Origin of the sequence: Stieleria tagensis, assembly GCF_024129865.1 — a bacterium.
Lineage (GTDB): Bacteria > Planctomycetota > Planctomycetia > Pirellulales > Pirellulaceae > Stieleria > Stieleria tagensis.
This window is the reverse complement of sequence record NZ_JAMYFE010000135.1, coordinates 1-17413: the sequence shown is the minus strand read 5'-3', so window position 1 is coordinate 17413 and position 17413 is coordinate 1. Positions and strand designations below refer to the sequence as shown.

At 56.7% G+C, this 17413-nt stretch carries 16 protein-coding genes; 11 read left to right on the top strand and 5 right to left on the bottom strand.

All coding sequences use genetic code 11. The features are described 5' to 3' along the window. Positions 1–10 precede the first annotated feature (10 nt). Positions 11–1804 carry a 30S ribosomal protein S1 gene (locus NHH03_RS25945; protein WP_253161261.1) on the bottom strand — a complete coding sequence of 598 codons (1794 nt, stop codon included), beginning with the start codon at positions 1802–1804 and terminating at the stop codon, positions 11–13. Positions 1805–2423: 619 nt separating this feature from the next. Continuing rightward, a complete protein-coding gene (locus tag NHH03_RS25940) occupies positions 2424–3527 on the bottom strand; it encodes a glucose 1-dehydrogenase (RefSeq protein WP_253161260.1) in 1104 nt (367 codons plus the stop codon). A 329-nt stretch (positions 3528–3856) separates the two neighbouring features. Between NHH03_RS25940 and NHH03_RS25935 the strand changes: the two genes are divergently transcribed. From NHH03_RS25935 to NHH03_RS25885, 11 genes are all read left to right on the top strand, one after another. After that, positions 3857–4546: a helix-turn-helix transcriptional regulator gene (locus NHH03_RS25935; RefSeq protein ID WP_253161259.1), complete on the top strand. Its 690-nt coding sequence runs from the start codon at positions 3857–3859 to the stop codon at positions 4544–4546. Between the two features lie 37 nt (positions 4547–4583). Further along, entirely contained in the window at positions 4584–5408 is an 825-nt protein-coding gene (gene sufC / locus NHH03_RS25930) for a Fe-S cluster assembly ATPase SufC (protein WP_253161258.1), read from the top strand. A gap of 59 nt (positions 5409–5467) precedes the next feature. Beyond that, positions 5468–6874, top strand: coding sequence for a Fe-S cluster assembly protein SufB (gene sufB / locus NHH03_RS25925; protein WP_253161257.1), 1407 nt, complete (start codon positions 5468–5470; stop codon positions 6872–6874). 72 nt (positions 6875–6946) lie between these two features. After that, complete coding sequence (sufD, locus tag NHH03_RS25920; protein ID WP_253161256.1) at positions 6947–8266, top strand: Fe-S cluster assembly protein SufD; 1320 nt, start codon at positions 6947–6949, stop codon at positions 8264–8266. Between the two features lie 19 nt (positions 8267–8285). Continuing rightward, positions 8286–8606 (top strand): metal-sulfur cluster assembly factor, encoded by a 321-nt coding sequence (locus tag NHH03_RS25915; protein ID WP_253161255.1) that lies wholly within the window; start codon positions 8286–8288, stop codon positions 8604–8606. Positions 8607–8641: 35 nt separating this feature from the next. Continuing rightward, positions 8642–9658: an ATP-grasp domain-containing protein gene (locus NHH03_RS25910; RefSeq protein WP_253161254.1), complete on the top strand. Its 1017-nt coding sequence runs from the start codon at positions 8642–8644 to the stop codon at positions 9656–9658. Between the two features lie 32 nt (positions 9659–9690). After that, positions 9691–10710 carry a hydantoinase/oxoprolinase family protein gene (locus NHH03_RS25905; protein WP_253161253.1) on the top strand — a complete coding sequence of 340 codons (1020 nt, stop codon included), beginning with the start codon at positions 9691–9693 and terminating at the stop codon, positions 10708–10710. 11 nt (positions 10711–10721) lie between these two features. Next, positions 10722–11327, top strand: coding sequence for a protein kinase (locus NHH03_RS25900; RefSeq protein WP_253161252.1), 606 nt, complete (start codon positions 10722–10724; stop codon positions 11325–11327). Then, the gene (locus NHH03_RS25895; RefSeq protein WP_253161251.1) at positions 11324–13039 is read left to right on the top strand and encodes a carbamoyltransferase family protein; all 1716 of its coding nucleotides are present in this window, start codon (positions 11324–11326) and stop codon (positions 13037–13039) included. The genes NHH03_RS25900 and NHH03_RS25895 overlap by 4 nt, the downstream gene beginning before the upstream one ends. Further along, positions 13036–13428, top strand: coding sequence for a hypothetical protein (locus NHH03_RS25890; protein WP_253161250.1), 393 nt, complete (start codon positions 13036–13038; stop codon positions 13426–13428). Before NHH03_RS25895 ends, NHH03_RS25890 begins: the two co-directional genes overlap by 4 nt. 2 nt (positions 13429–13430) lie before the next feature. Continuing rightward, complete coding sequence (locus tag NHH03_RS25885; protein ID WP_253161249.1) at positions 13431–13670, top strand: DUF5989 family protein; 240 nt, start codon at positions 13431–13433, stop codon at positions 13668–13670. Here the strand turns inward: NHH03_RS25885 and NHH03_RS25880 are convergent. From NHH03_RS25880 to NHH03_RS25870, 3 genes are read right to left on the bottom strand one after another with little or no spacing between them, the layout of a single operon-like run. Further along, positions 13635–14930 (bottom strand): polysaccharide biosynthesis/export family protein, encoded by a 1296-nt coding sequence (locus NHH03_RS25880; RefSeq protein ID WP_253161248.1) that lies wholly within the window; start codon positions 14928–14930, stop codon positions 13635–13637. The genes NHH03_RS25885 and NHH03_RS25880 overlap by 36 nt on opposite strands. Then, complete coding sequence (locus NHH03_RS25875) at positions 14927–16357, bottom strand: serine/threonine-protein kinase (RefSeq protein ID WP_253161246.1); 1431 nt, start codon at positions 16355–16357, stop codon at positions 14927–14929. The genes NHH03_RS25880 and NHH03_RS25875 overlap by 4 nt, the downstream gene beginning before the upstream one ends. Continuing rightward, positions 16347–16994 carry an RNA polymerase sigma factor gene (locus tag NHH03_RS25870; RefSeq protein WP_253161245.1) on the bottom strand — a complete coding sequence of 216 codons (648 nt, stop codon included), beginning with the start codon at positions 16992–16994 and terminating at the stop codon, positions 16347–16349. Before NHH03_RS25870 ends, NHH03_RS25875 begins: the two co-directional genes overlap by 11 nt. Between the last annotated feature and the right edge of the window lie 419 nt (positions 16995–17413).

Sequence of the window (17413 nt, the reverse complement as noted above, 5' to 3'; positions counted from 1 at the left end):
GGGGCTGGGATCAGCCGCCGGTCGGGAACAAGGGGCCTTCGCCGCTGCCCAGGCCACCCTTCAGGTCGCCGTCGGTCGCGGGCATGCCACCGGCTTCGGCCGCTTCGGCTTCCGCTGCGGCACGTTCTTGTTCTTCGCCCCAGTCGACTCGTTTGAGCGACAGGCCGATCTTGCGTTCGTCGGTATCGACACGAAGCACTTTGACTTCGATTTCGTCGCCGACCTTGACCACTTCTTCGGGGTTCTCGACTTTGTGCTCGGCCAGTTCGCTGATGTGCAGCAAACCTTCCAAGCCGTCTTCCAGGCCGATGAAGACACCGAAGTTGGTGATCTTGGTGACGTTGCCTTTGACCAGTTGGCCGGGCAGGTACTTGTCTGGAATGTCGCCGTCCCAGGGGTCGTTATCGAGCTGTTTCAGTCCCAATGCGATGCGGCGACGTTGTTCGTCGACGCTCAGCACGCGGCAATTCAATTCTTGACCTTTCTCCAGCAACTCGCTGGGGTGACCGATCTTGCGAGTCCACGACATGTCGCTGACGTGCAGCAGGCCGTCGATGCCCTCTTCGAGTTCGATGAACGCACCGTAGTTGGTCAGGTTGCGGACCTTGCCGGTGACGTCGGTGCCTTCGGGGTAACGTTCCAGAACGTCGTCCCAAGGGTTCTTTTGGGTTTGTTTCATACCCAGCGACAGTTGTTGGCCTTCCGGATCGACACCCAAGATCTTGACTTCGATCTTGTCGCCGATGTTGACCAATTCGCTGGGGTGATTGACCCGTTTGGTCCAGCTCATCTCGCTGATGTGCACCAGGCCTTCGATGCCTGGTTCCAGTTTGACGAACGCACCGTAGCTCATCACGTTGACGACTTCGCCATCGTGGTTTGAATCGACCGGGTACTTCTCTTCGATGTTTTCCCAGGGGTTGCGATCCTTTTGCTTCAAACCAAGCGCGATCTTTTGTTTTTCGCGGTCGATGTGCAGCACTTTGACTTCGATTTCTTGATCGATCGAAACCATTTCGGTGGGGTGCGAAATTCGCTCCCAAGCCATGTCGGTGATGTGCAGCAAACCGTCGATACCGCCCAGGTCGACGAAGGCACCGAAGTCGGCGATGTTTTTGACGATCCCCTTGCGGATCTGGCCGACTTCCAATTCCTGCATCAAGTACGCGCGGTCTTCTTCGCGTTGGTTTTCGATCAGCGAGCGACGGCTGATGACGATATTGCGGCGGGTGTCGTCGATCTTCAGCACTTCGGCTTGGATCACGCGGCCGATGAAATCGCCGATATCGCCGGGGCGTCGGATATCGACTTGGCTGCCCGGCAGGAACACGTTGACACCGATGTCGACCAGCAAACCGCCTTTGATCTTGCGAATGACGGTACCGGTAACGACCTGGCCTTCGCCGATCGTTTCGATGATCTTTTCCCACTCGATGATCTTTTCGGCTTTGCTTTTGCTAAGCGCGATCATTCCATAGGGGTCATCGGCGGCACCATAATTGTCTTCCATTTCCTCGATCAGGACTTGGACGACATCGCCGACTTTGGGCTTGGATTCTTCCGGGCCCCATTCGTTCAGATTGACCGTGCCTTCGCTTTTAAAGCCGACGTCGATCAGAGCCCATTCGTCGTTGATTTCGACGATTCGGCCATCCACGATGCGGCCTTGGCTGTAGTCTTGCTGCTCGGCATGTTGCAGGAAATCGAGCAGCCAATCCTCCGTCTCCTCCTCTGGCGCCATCACGGCCAGATCGTTGAGCATGTCGTCGTCTTCGAGGGAGCGGATCAGATTGCGGTTGACCATTAATTTTTCCGGTTCAGGAATCAGGCGGCGAGTGTTTTTAGAATCAACAGATTGTCTGGCGGATCCGAATGCAGCGGGCCGGCGATCGGGCCACGGGATTCAGGAGGCAGACATGACATCCGCGGCAAAGAGGGTTCTGCCGTCAAACGTCCCGCTCAAGGGTGCGGTCTATCGGTTTGCTCGCGACAGATTCTTGGGTTAAAGGAAGGAAGCAGCTATCCACTGCGAGCGCCATGCCTATGAAATCGAAGGTCATGACGACCGGCGGCGACGCGATGGAGTGAATGATCCAACGAATGGTCGCACGCGCGGGGCGCAGGGGTCGGGCAACTTGCCCGACAAAATCTAAGCCGCGAAGATTACCAGAGCCCGAGCGAGCTCACAACAGCATTTCCAGGCAGTTTTCCAATCGAATAAGCCCAGGGACAGCTTAGCCCGGATGTTTCATCCGCTGATCCATCAGCCGCCGAGCGCTAGCTCACGGTTCCTCGCTACAAAAATTTGATCGCCGCAGGAACCGGACGCTACCGCGCGGCTGCGGCTGATGAGCGCGGATTGGTTCCTGGCAGGTTCTTGTCGCACTTTGCCAGTGTCGTCGCTCCTTCGATCTTGGAATTGCTCAGGCTTCGGCGATGTTGACGAAGACTTTGAGTGCGTCTTTGTCTTCGACCAGCAGGCGCATCATTTCTTGGTAGTTGTCCATGCCGTCGACTGGGTGCGTCAGAATTTTATCCAGCACGCCGGGGTACATCATGTCGCCCAGGGCCAGGTCGCGGATGCCACTTTCGAAGTGGGTGCGGTTGGCGTTGACGCTGCCGAGCAGCAGTTTGTTGCCCAATACCCAGTTCAGGTTGACGTTATCCGAGGGGATTTCAATGTTCTTGTCACCGCCGGTGATGCTGGTCCAGACCACCACACCGTTGTGACCGACGTGCTGCATGGCTTGGAACGCCAGCGTGCTGCTGCCGGTCGCGTCGACGATCAGATCTGGTTTGCCGGTTGTTTCGACCAGCTGTTCCAGCGAGGTTTCGCGAGTGCTGATGTAGTTGGCTTCCATGCCTTCGACGATTTCGCTTTTCAGATTCGGCGCGGCACCGCGGGCCAGCGTGTAGACCTTCAGACCACGCAATTTCAGGATCAGTGTGGTCAGCAGCCCGATTTGGCCGGATCCCAGCACGAACGCCAGTTCCGGTCGCCAGACCTTCATCCGCTGCTGGGCTTCGAAGGCTTGCTGAACGGCCTTGGCCGCGCAGCTCATCGGTTCCTGCAGCACGTGCAGGTGCTTCAGACCCTCGGGGACGCGGACGATGTATTCCTCTTCATCCACGAATTTTTCGGTCATGAAACCGTGGCGCAGGTTGATGCCGCGCTCGTAATAGGTTTCCTCGCTGGTCATGTCGTTGGTGCCGATCATGTCGTAGATCGACCCGCCGGGGCGGCGGACGGTGGCGGTGACGTAATCGCCCGGTTTGACGCGGTGCACGTTCGGGCCGACGGCTTCGACGATGCCAAAGGATTCGTGGCCAATGACTAGGTAGTCGTCACCCTTAGGGGCGTTGCCGTAGAGCGCTTCGTTGATTTCCCGGTCGGTCGCATCGACTCCGACTTTCAGTGTTTTCACCAAAACGCCTTTGCCGTGGGGGATTTGATCCAGGGACGGTTCGGGGATATCGGTCAAGTGAACGCTATTGGGGGTGCCCGGGGTAACCGCGACAGCTTTCATCGTTTCTGGCTCTAGGGAGAGATTTTTGGATCGGTGGGACGGCTTCTATGCCGCGTCGGCAACGTTCGATAGTAACAATCGAGCGATCGAATGATGAGGGGGCTTGTGGGCAGAAGCGGGCGAGGATTGTCGGCCAATTGTCCAACCGGCGGCCCGAGGCAGGCTGTTTTTAATGGCTGGCCTGAATCCCGGAACGGGGCTGAAATCCCCGTTAAGGGCACGCTAGGATGATTCATTGGGTATTTTTCACAGCGCAGGTTGTCAAAAATAGGTTGGGCTGCAACAGTGGTCAGTAGTCATTGACCGTCCACTTTCACCCCAGCCATGTCATGCAGCCGAATTCAGCCGGCACCATCAACGGCCACAGCCAGTCCGATAGCGGTCCAGTACGCTCGGTCGATCGCGAGCTGTTGTTGGCGATGCGCGATGGTCAATTGGTGGGCGTGGGCGAACTGACCGAGACACTCAGTGTGACCGCCACGGCGGTCCGCCAGCGGGTCGAGCGGTTGCTGCAGCGGGGATTGATCGAGCGTGAGAAGGTGGTTTCAGGTCGCGGTCGTCCGACGTACCGTTATCGAATCACTGATCGTGGGCGACGGATCAACGGCGCGGACTCGACCGAATTGGCCGAGGCGATGTGGCACGAGTTGTTGGCGATCGAAGATCTGGATCTGCGAGATCAGTTGCTTCGCAGCGTCGCGACACGGCTTGGTCGACAATATGCCGCCCAGTTAGACGGATCGGCGCCGCTGGAAGAACGGATGCGAGTGTTGTCACAGTTGTTGTCGGCACGCCGTGTCTGCAGCGACGTGATTTCCGCCGGCGAGTTGCCGGTGTTGGACATCAGTGCCTGTCCCTACCCGACGCTGGCCGACAATACGGACGACCATTCGATGTGTCGCCTAGAGGAACAGGTGTTGTCCGAGGCGCTGGGCAATCCGGTCCACCTGAGTCAATGTCGATTGGATGGCGATTCCTGCTGCCAGTTTTCGCCGACGCCTCAACAAAACAATTCATAGAACCCATTTTCCGCTAAGCAAACTTCCTGAATCAGCTATGACACACGTTCTGAAAATCGAAAATTTGCACGTTTCCGTCGGCGACAAACCGATCTTGCGAGGCGTCAACCTGACGATCAATCACGGCGAGACCCACGCCTTGATGGGCCCCAACGGTAGCGGCAAAAGCACGCTCGGTTTGGCGGTCATGGGGCACCCCGGTTACGAGATCACCGAAGGCACGATCACGCTGGACGGCGAAGACGTGCTGGCGATGGCGCCCGACGAGCGGGCGCGAGCGGGAATTTTCATGGCGTTCCAGCGCCCGATGGCCATTCCCGGTGTCAAGATGGCGGACTTCCTACGTCACGCGACCACCAACGTCCGTCGCCCGGATCGCAAAGAAGGCGAGGAACTGATCCCGATGCGTGAGTTCCGCAAAGAGCTAAAGGAAAAGATGGAGCACCTGCGGATGGACAGCGAGTTCGCCCGCCGCTACGTCAACGACGGCTTTTCCGGTGGCGAAATGAAACGCGCTGAAATTCTGCAGTTGGCGATGTTGCAACCAAAGTTCGCGATCCTGGACGAAACCGATTCCGGGTTGGATGCCGACGCGGTGCGATTGGCCAGCGAGTCGATCGCTGACATCGGTCACCAAAAAATGGGGCTGCTGATCATCACCCACCACGACAAATTGCTGGAACACAACCCGCCGGAATTCACGCACGTGATGTTGGGCGGCCGATTGGTCGAAACCGGTGGACCGGAATTGGCCGAAGAATTGCATCGTCACGGCTACGATCGGATTCGCAAAGCGTACCCCGACGCCGCTGCGGCCAATGAAGAAATGCTGGGCGAAGAAACGGAAGAAGCTTTGGCGTAACCCGCTGCCGCGAATCCTACAACGAATCACATCAAACCTCCCCATCGGAGATACGTCATATGTCAACCGACGCACCCGCCAAACCAGAACTTGGCGAAATCAACAAGTACAATTTCCGCACCGAAACGACGGGTGTCTTCAAAGCCGAAAAAGGCTTGAGTCGGGACACGGTGAACCAGATTTCGGATATCAAGAATGAGCCGGATTGGATGCGCGAGTTCCGGCTGCGTTCGCTGGAAATTTTCGAATCCAAACCGACGCCCACCTGGGGTGGTGCGATCGATCTGGATTTCCAGGACATCTATTACTACCTCAAACCGACGAGCGGCCAGGGGCGGACTTGGGAAGATGTCCCCCAGGAGATCAAAGACACGTTTGACAAATTGGGGATCCCCGAAGCCGAGAAGAAATTCTTGGCCGGCGTGAAAGCCCAGTTCGAAAGCGAAGTCGTCTACGGATCGCTGGAAGAGGATTTGGCTAAAAAAGGTGTCATCTTTACCGACACCGACACGGCCGTCCGCGAACACCCTGAACTGTTACGCGAGTACTTTGGCAAAATCATTCCGCCAGAGGATAACAAGTTCGCCGCGCTCAACAGCGCCGTCTGGTCCGGTGGGTCGTTCATCTACATCCCCAAAGGCGTCTCGATCGATTTCCCCTTGCAGGCTTACTTCCGCATCAACGCGGAAAGTATGGGCCAGTTCGAACGGACGTTGATTTTGGTCGACGAAGGTGCCAACGTGCATTACGTCGAAGGCTGCACGGCGCCGATGTATAGCACCGAAAGCTTGCACAGTGCGGTGGTCGAAGTCGTCGTTAAACGCAATGCGCGTTGCCGATACACGACGATCCAAAACTGGGCCAACAACATCTACAACTTGGTCACCAAGCGTGCTTACGCCTACGGTGATGCAACGATGGAGTGGGTCGACGGCAACTTGGGTAGCAAGTTGACGATGAAGTACCCGGCGGTTCACATGATGGAACCGGGTGCCCGTGGCGAGATTTTGTCGATCGCGTTTTCCAGCGCCGGACAACACCAAGACGCTGGTGCCAAACTGGTTCACGAAGCGCCCCACACCACCGGGCAAATTGTCAGTAAGAGCATCAGCAAGAACGGCGGACGCAGCAGTTACCGCGGTTTGGTTTCGGTCATGCCCGGGGCGCACCACAGCAAGAACAGTGTCGTTTGCGACGCCTTGATCTTGGACTCGGAAAGCCGCAGCGACACGTACCCGTACATCGAAGTCGCGGAACAAGACGTCCAGATCGGACACGAAGCCAGTGTGTCGCGGATCGGCGAAGAGCAAATGTTCTACCTGCTCTCACGCGGGCTGACTGAACAGGAAGCGAGCACGATGATCGTGAACGGTTTCATCGAACCGTTGGTCAAAGAATTGCCAATGGAATACGCGATCGAAATGAACCGCTTGATCCAATTGCAAATGGAAGGCAGCGTCGGCTAGGGGATTCAGATCGATCCATGGGATGGGCGTTCCGCCTGTCAATACGTATCAAAATTCAAACACTTTATTTTCATGTCACAAACCACCTCTCTCGCATGGGACCCGGCCGGGTTTGATGCGTTGTTGGCCAGCCAGTCGGAGCCGGATTGGCTAACGACGCTGCGCCGCGAAGCGTTCGACCACGCCCAGGCCATGCAGTGGCCCGAGCGCCGTCACGAAGAATGGATCCGCACCGACATCCGGATGTTCCAATTGGGCAAGTACGGGTTGCCGGTCTTGCCGACCGCAGAACCGACGCCGTCGGTCCAGGATGCCCCGCACCAATTGGTCGACGGCGTCAAACTGGGCGGTCGCATCGAGACGATCGATAGCTGTATCACTCAATCCAGTTTGGATGATGATTTGGCGGCCAAGGGCGTCGTGTTCGGCAGTCTGTCGGAAATCGCACAGTCGCATCCCGAACTGGTGCGCCCCTACCTGTTCACCGCGTTTGATCCGGACCACGACAAGTTTGCCGCGCTGCACGCCGCGTTCATGACCGGCGGCCAGTTTCTGTACGTTCCCCGTGGCGTGGTCATCGATCGGCCCTTGCACATCGGATCGATCCTGACCGATGGCGGGACGGACACCACACACACCTTGATCGTGTTGGAAGACGGTGCCGAAGCCACGGTGCTGCACGAATCCAACAGCACCGATCCCAAGGCCGGTGGCTTGCATCTGGGTTCGATCGAATTGATCCAGAAAGCTGGATCGCACCTGCGGTATGTGAACCTGCAGGAATTCGGTCACAAGGCCTATCACTTTGCACAGCAGAAAGCGATCATCGGTCGCGATTGCACGTTGCAGTGGACGTTGGCGGCGATGGGATCGCACCTGTCAAAGGTTAACCAGTCGGTCGACCTGGTCGGCGCCGGTGCCAACAGCCAAGTCAACGGCGTGATGTTCACCGAAGGCCGCCAGCATCTGGCGTACCACACGCAGCAGTATCACCGTGCCGAAAGTTGCCGTAGTGACTTTTTGTACAAGGCTGCCCAGCAGGATCAAAGCCGCACCGTTTGGCGTGGTATGATCAAAGTCGATCCGGAGGCTCAAAAGACGGACGGCTATCAACGAAACGACAACTTGATTCTGTCGCATTCCGCCCGCGCCGACTCGATTCCCGGTTTGGAGATCGAAGCCGACGACGTGCGCTGCACCCACGGTAGCACCACCGCACAGGTTGACGAGGAACAAATCTTCTATGCCCGCTGCCGCGGTTTTACTCGCAAGGAAGCAACCCGTATGATTGTGACGGGGTTCTTCCAACAAATCTTTGACAGAATCACCATCGAAAGCGTTCGCGAGGCTCTCGGGGCCGCGATCGCACGTCAAGTTCGCGAATACGAATAACCTGGGACACGCATACGAAATGGCTGTTGCTGAAGACAAAATCCGTGAATCGCTGAAACAGGTCATCGATCCCGAGTTGTACGTGAACATCGTCGACTTGGGTTTGATCTACTTGATCACGGTCGGTGACGAAAAAGAAGACGGGCGTCACGACGTCCAGATCGAAATGACGATGACCAGCCCGATGTGTCCGGCGGGTCCACAATTGGTTGCCGGCACCAAGGCGGCGGCCGAAGAAGTCGAAGAGGTGGAATCGTGCGAGGTCAAGGTTGTGATGGAACCGGCCTGGACGCCGGACCGAATGACCGATGAAGCTCGCGATCATCTGGGAATTTTTTAATTCGTTGCCCGAGCCTCGAAGAACAGGACCGTGACTTGAAGATTTTCGTCGGAGAATACATTTGCGGTGGCGGATTCGCTGAATTGTCGACGGACCAGATTCCTGCTGGGCTGCGACAAGAAGGCGAATCGATGCTTCGCGCGCTCGTCGAAGATCTGTCGGAATTTGCCGAAACCACGGTCATCGTCGAAGATCGCTTCGGCATTAAGTTCGATCGCAGTGAAGTGGTCTCGTTTGATAGCGACGGTCACCTATGGGCCCAGTGGGTTGCCGCAGCTAAGGGCTGTGATGCTGCGCTTGTGATCGCTCCGGAAAGTGATGGTGTGTTGGCCAAAGGCGTCGCGTTGCTGCGATCCAGCGGGATTGAAGTGGTCGCCTGCAGCGGCGATTTCCTGCGGGTTGCCAGTGATAAATTGTTGACGGCCCAACTGTTGCACGCCGCCGGTGTTGCCCATCCGACCTATTTGGCCAACGAAGATGATCGGATGTCCGAGCAGCTTCAGGGCCATGGTCGCTATGTGGTCAAACCACGCGATGGCTGTGGCACACAAGCGATTCAGACCTTTAGTGATTTGGACCAGGCACGACAATCGATGTGTGACAACTCGTTGTTGCAAGCCTGGGTGTCTGGCAAGAACGTCTCGATCGCGTTGCTCTCCTCCGGTGCCTACCAAACCTTCTTGCCCGCCGTTTCACAAGAAATTCGGCCCAGCGGATGCCGCTACATCGGTGGCTGTGGGCCGTTGGACGACGATTCCCAACGACGCGCCACCGCATTGGCCTCGCGTGCCATCGCGGCGATGCCGCCGACCGCCCGGGGGTTTGTCGGCTTGGATTTGATCCTGGGGGATCAATCCAGCGACGACTATGTGATTGAGATCAATCCGCGACTGACGACCTCGTATGTCGGGCTGCGAGAAATGATTCACGGTAACCTGGCCGCCCGACTGTTCGATCTGGAAACCGGTCCGGTCAGTTGCAAAGCCACGGTGGATTCGGTTCGTTGGAAACCCGACGGCACGGTCACGATTGATTCGCCCGCGGTGGCCTGAAGTTGACTGCGGGGGCGAATTCCATCGTCGCGATGGATATCGGTGGCGCGAATCTAAAGCTGGCTGATCTCAGTGGGCATGCTACCGCGAGCGAGTTTCCGCTTTGGAGGCATCCCGACGAGTTGGCCGATCGGTTGATTGCCGAGTTATCGGCTTTTCCAGCGGCCGAACGAGTCGCAGTGACGATGACCGGCGAGCTAGCCGATTGTTTTCTGGATCGCGCCGTGGGGGTTCGACAGATCGTCGACCAGGTGAGCCAAGCCACCGCTGCTCTAGAATTGCCGGCGCCTGTTTTCTATGGAGTCGATGGCCGGTTCCACGATGTGATTGCGGCGAAACAGCAAACCGACGTTGTCGCCGCGTCGAACTGGCATGCGTTGGCAACCTATGTTGCACGTTCGATCGCGGCGGATGGATTGTTGGTTGACATTGGTTCGACCACAACCGATTTGATCCCTTTGCGTGACGGTTGCGTCGCGACCACCAGTCGGACGGACTATGACCGCTTGTGCGAACAGTCGCTGGTGTATTTGGGTGGCGGCCGGACTCCGGTGTGCTCAATCGTCGACAGCCTGCTGTACGAGGGACGCTCGGTGCCGGTGATGCGTGAAGTGTTTGCGACGATGGATGATGTGCGACTGTTGCTGCAGTATCAAATCGAAGCCCCGGACGATTTGGCGTCGGCCGATGGGAAACCACGCGATCGTTTTCATGCTGCCAATCGACTCGCACGCATGATCGGACTCGATCACCGCACCGCATCGTTGGCGGCCATGGTGGATTCGGCTGGGCAGGTTCATCGACGCGCCCAGCAGTTGATTGCCGGGGCGATGTCCGGGTTGGAACAGCGGGGAACTGGACAGCTAGGGACGGTGGTGATCAGCGGACATGCCGATGACCTGTTGCCCGCGCAAGATTCCGACACCACCATCATCTCACTACCGACGCTGTTGGGAACAACCTTGTCACGTTGTTGTCCGGCCTATGCCGTGGCGCAATTGTGGTCTGATGAAAGTGACTATGCTGTACGCAGTCCCATCGTCAGTTCCTGATTCAATTCCACATGCGACGCGTTCTAAAAATCGGTGGCAGCTTGTTGCTGCAAGAATCATTGATCGAGACACTGCAATCATGGCTTCAATCACAGCCGCCTGCCCAAACCATCGCGATCGTTGGTGGTGGCGAATTGATTGATGCGATTCGCCGATTGGACGCCAGACATCCTGCGGATCCAAGCTGGGTGCATTGGCAATGTGTGGGATTGCTGCGGACCACGTTTGAATGGACGTCGGCCCAGTTGAGTCAGTGGTCGACGTGCAGTACCCGCCAACAGTTCCAGCGATTGAAATCCCAGGCCAGCAATTCTGCGGTGGTCGGCAGCCAGTCGCAATCAAGTGTCACGCTGGTCGCCGTTGATTCGTTTTATCAATCTGGCGACGATCCACCGCTTCCGGAGGATTGGACGACGACAACCGATGCGATCGCCGGATGGTTGGCGATCATGCTTGCCGCCGACGAATTGGTGTTACTGAAGTCCTGTGCGATCGAGGATGGTCTGTCGATCACGGAGTTGGCTGAGCGTGGGGTAGTTGACGCAGCATTGCCGGGACTTGCCGACCAATTGCCGCCGCTGCGGTTGATTGATTTCGCAACCGAGATGAATCGATGACGGCGATTCTGGGGATATCGGCGTTCTATCACGATTCCGCTGCGGTGTTGTTGATCGATGGGCAGATCGTCGCCGCGGCGCAGGAGGAACGCTTCACACGCGAAAAACACGACGCATCCTTTCCCAAACACGCGGTCGAGTATTGCTTGGCCAAAGCCGGGATCACGCCCAGCGATTTAGATTATGTCGGTTTCTATGAAAAACCGTTGCTCAAGTTTGATCGACTGCTTGAGACCTATTTGTCGTTTGCTCCCCGCGGCTTTCGTTCGTTTTGGAACGCGATGCCGAACTGGCTATCACAGAAGTTGCATCTGCGACGTGAAATCCGTAGCGGTCTCGGCAAGCGATACCGTCGTCGCATCGTTTTTTGCCATCACCACCAGTCGCATGCCGCCAGCGCATTTTATGCTTCGCCGTTTGAACAAGCCGCGATCCTGACGATTGATGGTGTCGGTGAATGGTCGACCAGCACGCTCGGTTTCGGTGAAGACCAACGCATCAAATTGAGTGAACAAATACGGTTTCCGCATTCCCTGGGTTTGTTGTATTCCGCGTTCACGTATTACTGTGGCTTCCGCGTCAATTCCGGTGAATACAAGTTGATGGGGCTGGCGCCCTATGGCCAACCCAAGTATGTGGATTTGATCCGCGATCGATTGGTCACGATTTACGACGACGGATCGTTCCGTTTGAACCTTGACTACTTTGGGTATTGCCAAACCTTGCGGATGACGACCAGCAAGTTTCATCGCTTGTTTGGTCGTGGGTCACGCCAGTCGGACAGCGAAATCGAATCACTCGATCAAGACCTGGCGGCATCGATTCAAGTCGTTGCCGAAGAGATTGTGATGCGCATGGCGAACTACCTGCACCAAAAAACCGGAACCAGCAATCTGTGCCTGGCCGGTGGCGTGGCGCTGAACTGTGTCGCCAATGGCCGGCTGTTGCGTGAAGGGCCTTTTGAGAACATTTGGATTCAGCCCGCCGCTGGCGATGCCGGCGGAGCCTTGGGGGTTGCCCAATTGATCTGGCACCAATTGTTGGACAAACCACGCCATGCGGTGGCAACCGATTCACAGCAAGGAAGCCTGCTGGGACCGGAGTTCACTGGCGAACAAGTGCGAGCCGTGCTTGACCGGAACGATGCGGTTTATCAGCTGATTTCGGATCCGGCGGAACTCGATCGAAGGACGGCCACTTTGCTGGCCCAGGGACAGGTCGTGGGCAGGTTCGCCGGACGTGCTGAATTCGGTCCGCGGGCGCTTGGCAATCGAAGCATCTTGGGAGATCCCCGCCGTAGCGACATGCAATCGACGATGAATTTAAAGATCAAGTTTCGTGAATCGTTTCGGCCGTTCGCGCCTGCGGTTTTGGCAGACCATGTCAGCGACTATTTTGATTTGTCCGCGGGGCATGTCAGCCCGTACATGTTGTTGGTTTGCCAGACCAAGAGTGATTCGTTGCCTGCGATCACGCACGTCGACGGCTCGGCCCGGGTCCAAACCGTTGGCAGAGAACCGAACCCCCAATTCCACGCATTGCTTGCCGAGTTTCACCGCCAAACCGGGTGCCCGGTTTTGATCAACACCAGTTTTAACGTCCGTGGTGAGCCGATCGTCGGTTCACCGCAGGATGCGTACCGGTGTTTTATGAACACCGAAATGGATGCAGTGGTGATCGAGAATTGTTTGTTAGTGAAAAAAGATCAATGAACGCAGTTACCGACTCACAGCAGCGTTACTTTGGCGTTGCCATCGCGACGGCCTTGTTGATGCTCAGCTGGATCATGTGGCGTGCCGTCGGTTCGCCGTGGTTGACCGGCGGGTTGGTGATTGTCGCTTGCATCGTCGCATTGGTGTATTATTTACTGCCGGGCTCTCAGCCGACTTTGATTTCGGTTTTTCAAGCGATCACCTTTCCGATCCGGTGGACCGCCACGGTGTTGGTCCTGGCAGTGGTTTACTTTGTTGTGCTGACACCGATCTCGGTTTGGTTTCGTTTCTCCGGCAAATCGATTCGCCACAACGATCAGGATGCGAAGACGAATTGGCAGTCCATCGATCTGCCTTCAGACCCCACTTCCTACTTCCGGACCTTTTGACAATGGCGACGCCCGACGAACCTTCTAACGACGCAGACGACGATTCGGTCGATGGCCCGACGGAGTCGTTTGAATCGATCGCCGAGGGAACCGATCCCGGGATTTTGCAAGAATTCATCTGGTTCGTACGCTACAACAAAAAGTGGTGGCTGACGCCGATCCTAGTCGTGTTGTTGCTGCTGGTGGTGTTGGCCTTCATCACCAATTCACCGGCCGCCCCGTTCATCTACACGCTCTTTTGATTGCACGTTTGCATCCAGGGAATCGCCGACGATCGTTTTCCATCGCTCGGAGATCTTTTTGAACTGAGACGCTTTTTGTTCGGCCATCTGCAGTTCAGCTTTCTTTTGATCTAACTTGGAACGCGATTGGGAGCGACTGCTGGGAGTGACCGCTCCGGTTAGAAACAGCTCCTCCGTTAGATTGTAGTCCTGCTGGGCCTGCTGGACGAGCAACTGCTGCGCCTGGAGCTCGGTGTCCAATCGCTTGAGTACATCAGCGATGTAGTCTCTTTCCAGCTCCAACCGGAATCGCGCTGTCGCCACTTTTTTCTCGAGATCAGGGATGACCCGATTGTATTGGGGCTTCTGAATTTCGCTGACTCCCTTCTCGAGTTGTCGCCGGTAGTCCTCGATGGTTTTCTGTTTGAAACGAATCTCCTCGGCCAGTTCACGAGCCTTGTTCAGCCGACCGTAGGTGTCTTCAAAAGACCCCGCGTTTGCTGAACCCGCAAACACGGGCAAATTCATTGTGACCGCCGCAGCCTCAGGCTCTCTCGCCGCGATGGAAACGTCGGTCGCACCGATGGCACTGAATTTGGCTTCTTCTTTGGGGATCAATGTCAGCGTGGGACGCGCCCGTTCGGGGCGCAGTATGTCGGCTTCAATGTACGCTTGGGAAATTTTCCGTTCGGCTTCTCGTACCGTCAGGCCAGCAATTTCAATCAGGTCGATCAGCGGCATCGAGATTGCACCGTCGGAGCCGACCGCAAACGGATAGCCCGTGACCAAGCGTCCCGATTTCAGCAGGTTGACCTGGGGTGGAGTCGGTGGCTGGTTGGGACGATTGTAGGGCACGACGCCTTCCAGGTAGATCGCAACGGTGTCGCCCATGCCGATCACATCAAACGCGTGTTCGTTCTTTTCGGTCGCGGCTTTCCAATCAGCCGGTTGCCCGGACAGCAAGTCCTCGACTTTTCTCGCAATGATGCGGTCACGGATCGTCTGGCGAGCATCGAGCGCCGCTTCAGCCTTTTGAAGCTGTTCTCGCATCTGTTCCAGTTGCTTTCGCTGCGATGTTTGCCTGACGTCGAAGCTCTTTGTGACCAGTGACCGGATCTCGGACTGTTGATCGGCTTTCTGTTCCGAGTCGGCTGAGTCATCGCGATATTGTTCCGCGATGGTTTCAGCCTGACGCAGAAATTCGGTGTAGTTTTCGTCGGCCAATGCGTTGAGTGATCCTGACGCGCCGATCATGGCGAGCATCGCAAATAGTTTTCTCATTGATTGTTTCCAGCTGAATCGGTTGGTGGAAGTAGTTCGTCGAATTCGGCCAACTGTCGACCGACGTCATCAAGGATTGCGCCAACACCGTCCTCCCAAGTCTCCGGGGGCCGAAGCGACGTTGTCACTTCGGCAGCGGATCGAGGCGCGACGGGCGGCGAGTCTGTTTGATCGACCGTCCACATCATGGCAGCGGCCAGAATCGGAAGACTGATCCCCGCTGAAACGATCAGGCCGATCATCATTGGTTTTGGAAATCGATTCTTCCTCGGACGCAAATCATCCGGCAAGCTTTGATGTGGATCACGCAGATGGTTCAGACATTGCCGTGACTTTGTCGCCACGGTGGTTGCGCTATCCAGACGCTGATCTCGGTCCTTTTCCATCAATCGTTGGATGAACTGGCATAGCCAATCCGGGACTTCTGGGTTGAACTCGCGAATCGGCCGCGGCTGTTCCTCAACGATACGGCGCAGAACTCCGTAGCAACTGTCCGATGAGAAAGGGGGGCGTCCCGTGCACATGGCGTACAGCACGCTTCCCAAGCTGAACAGGTCGGTCCGATGATCAATTGAGTTGCCGCGTGCCTGTTCGGGAGACATGTATTCGGGCGTTCCAGCCAACGTGCCCGATCGGGTCAAGCCGACATCATCAACGGCGCGGGCCAGTCCAAAGTCGGTCAGTTTCAATCGTTCCACGCCGTCACCCAACAGAATGTTGCTGGGTTTGACATCGCGATGGATCAGTCCCTTGTCGTGGGCTGCTGCCAGGCCGTCGGCAACTTGGCAAGCGATATGCAACATCGCTTCGGTGGACAGGGGCCAGGAGCGTTCGATCCGTTTGGAAAGTGATTCGCCGCGCACGTATGGCATGACCAGATACGGCAGGCCGTCGACTTCGCTGACACCGTGAATTTCGATAACATTTTCATGAACGATCGAAGCCGCCGCACGGGCTTCCCGCGCGAATCGTTGCCGGGCGATCGCGGATGCCGCCAACGTGGGACGCAATAATTTGATGGCGACAAAACGGTTCAACGCTCCATCCAACGCTTTGAGAACCACTGCGGTGGCGCCCGCCCCCACGATTCCCACCACTTCATAGCTGCCCAACCGACCGATTTTGCTGGGATCATCGGTCGGCGCAAGAATTTTTTGGATCTGTTGGTTTTCGACAAACCAAAGCTCATCCGGCGAGGCTGTGGACAGGCCCGGATTGGTTGTTCTGCTGGACGCCATTTCAGGATCCGACAGGCAGCTCGGTAGTGCTTGCCACCAGCCCTGCTCGGCAGCCATCGATTCGATCCGGCTTTGGCACGTTTGGCAATCGCCCAGGTGAGCCTCGATCGCATCGGCCTGATCGACTGGCAATTGTTCTCGCAGGTGCAGCTGCAGACGCTCCGCGTCGGGATGTAGATCAGGCGTCATCACCGCTGTTCTCCTTTGACGCTTCCGCGTCGTCGGCGATCGGATCTTGGTCAAACAGACAGACTTCTTCGCGCAACCGTTTCATGATGCGAGAACGGCTGGTGTAGACCGCGCCGGTGGTTCGACCGAGTTCTCGAGCGACTGTTTCAACGGGTTGCTGCTCCACAGAAGTTCGCCAAAACGCAAGCCAGGAGGACTCCGCAAACTCGCCACGAATCCTTCGAGCCGCCCAGCGAAACACTTCGCTCTGGCATTCGCTACGAATGGCTTGATCGAACGAAGAATGATCCGCCGGGTCGACCAACTGAGCCAGTTGGTCGTGAATTTCCGTTAACCCACTGCCCTGTTCACGCGGTCGGCGCCGATGATGGTCGACAACTGCCGAGCGGATGACCTGCCCCAACCAAGTGCGGAATTTGGCTTGATTGAGATCAGGATCAAATCCACCGATGCCTTTGCTGACGCGAATCAAAACTTCCTGGCCCAGGTCCGCCGCGTCGGCCTCCTGCATTCCGAACCGAATCGCAACGTTCCGAATGACGCCGCGATAGACTTCTTCGAAATGTCGCCAGGCTTCACGATCCGAGTGGTCGCGAAGCCGAATCAGGATGCTCGGTCTTGTTTCTGGAACCGCCAAATTTGACTCGTTTTCTGAAAGGCAAGTTAAACCAGCAGATTACACGCAATCGCCCCGTCGAATCTGTCAGCAAACGCAAAAGTTTTTGCGTGGGGTGTCGTTTTTTGGTAACTCGAAGCGTGAGCGAGGGATCCCATCAACCGGCTAAATCCCTCGCTGACGCGTCGGGTTGCGATAGAAGGGCAACTTCAAAACGCGTGAGTGAGGGATCTCGTCAATCCCCTAAATCCCTCGCTGACCGGGCTGTTGATTGAGTGAGCCGGTCGCAAGTTGGTGTGGAGGATTTATCCGACCAGCTTTATTCTTCGCAGAAAACCCTCACCCAAGTCGGATAAATCCTCCACACCAGCGCCGTTGAAGCCAGCGCTTTCGCGTCGGGCATTGGTTTTTGGTAACCCGAAGCGTGAGTTTTGAAGTTG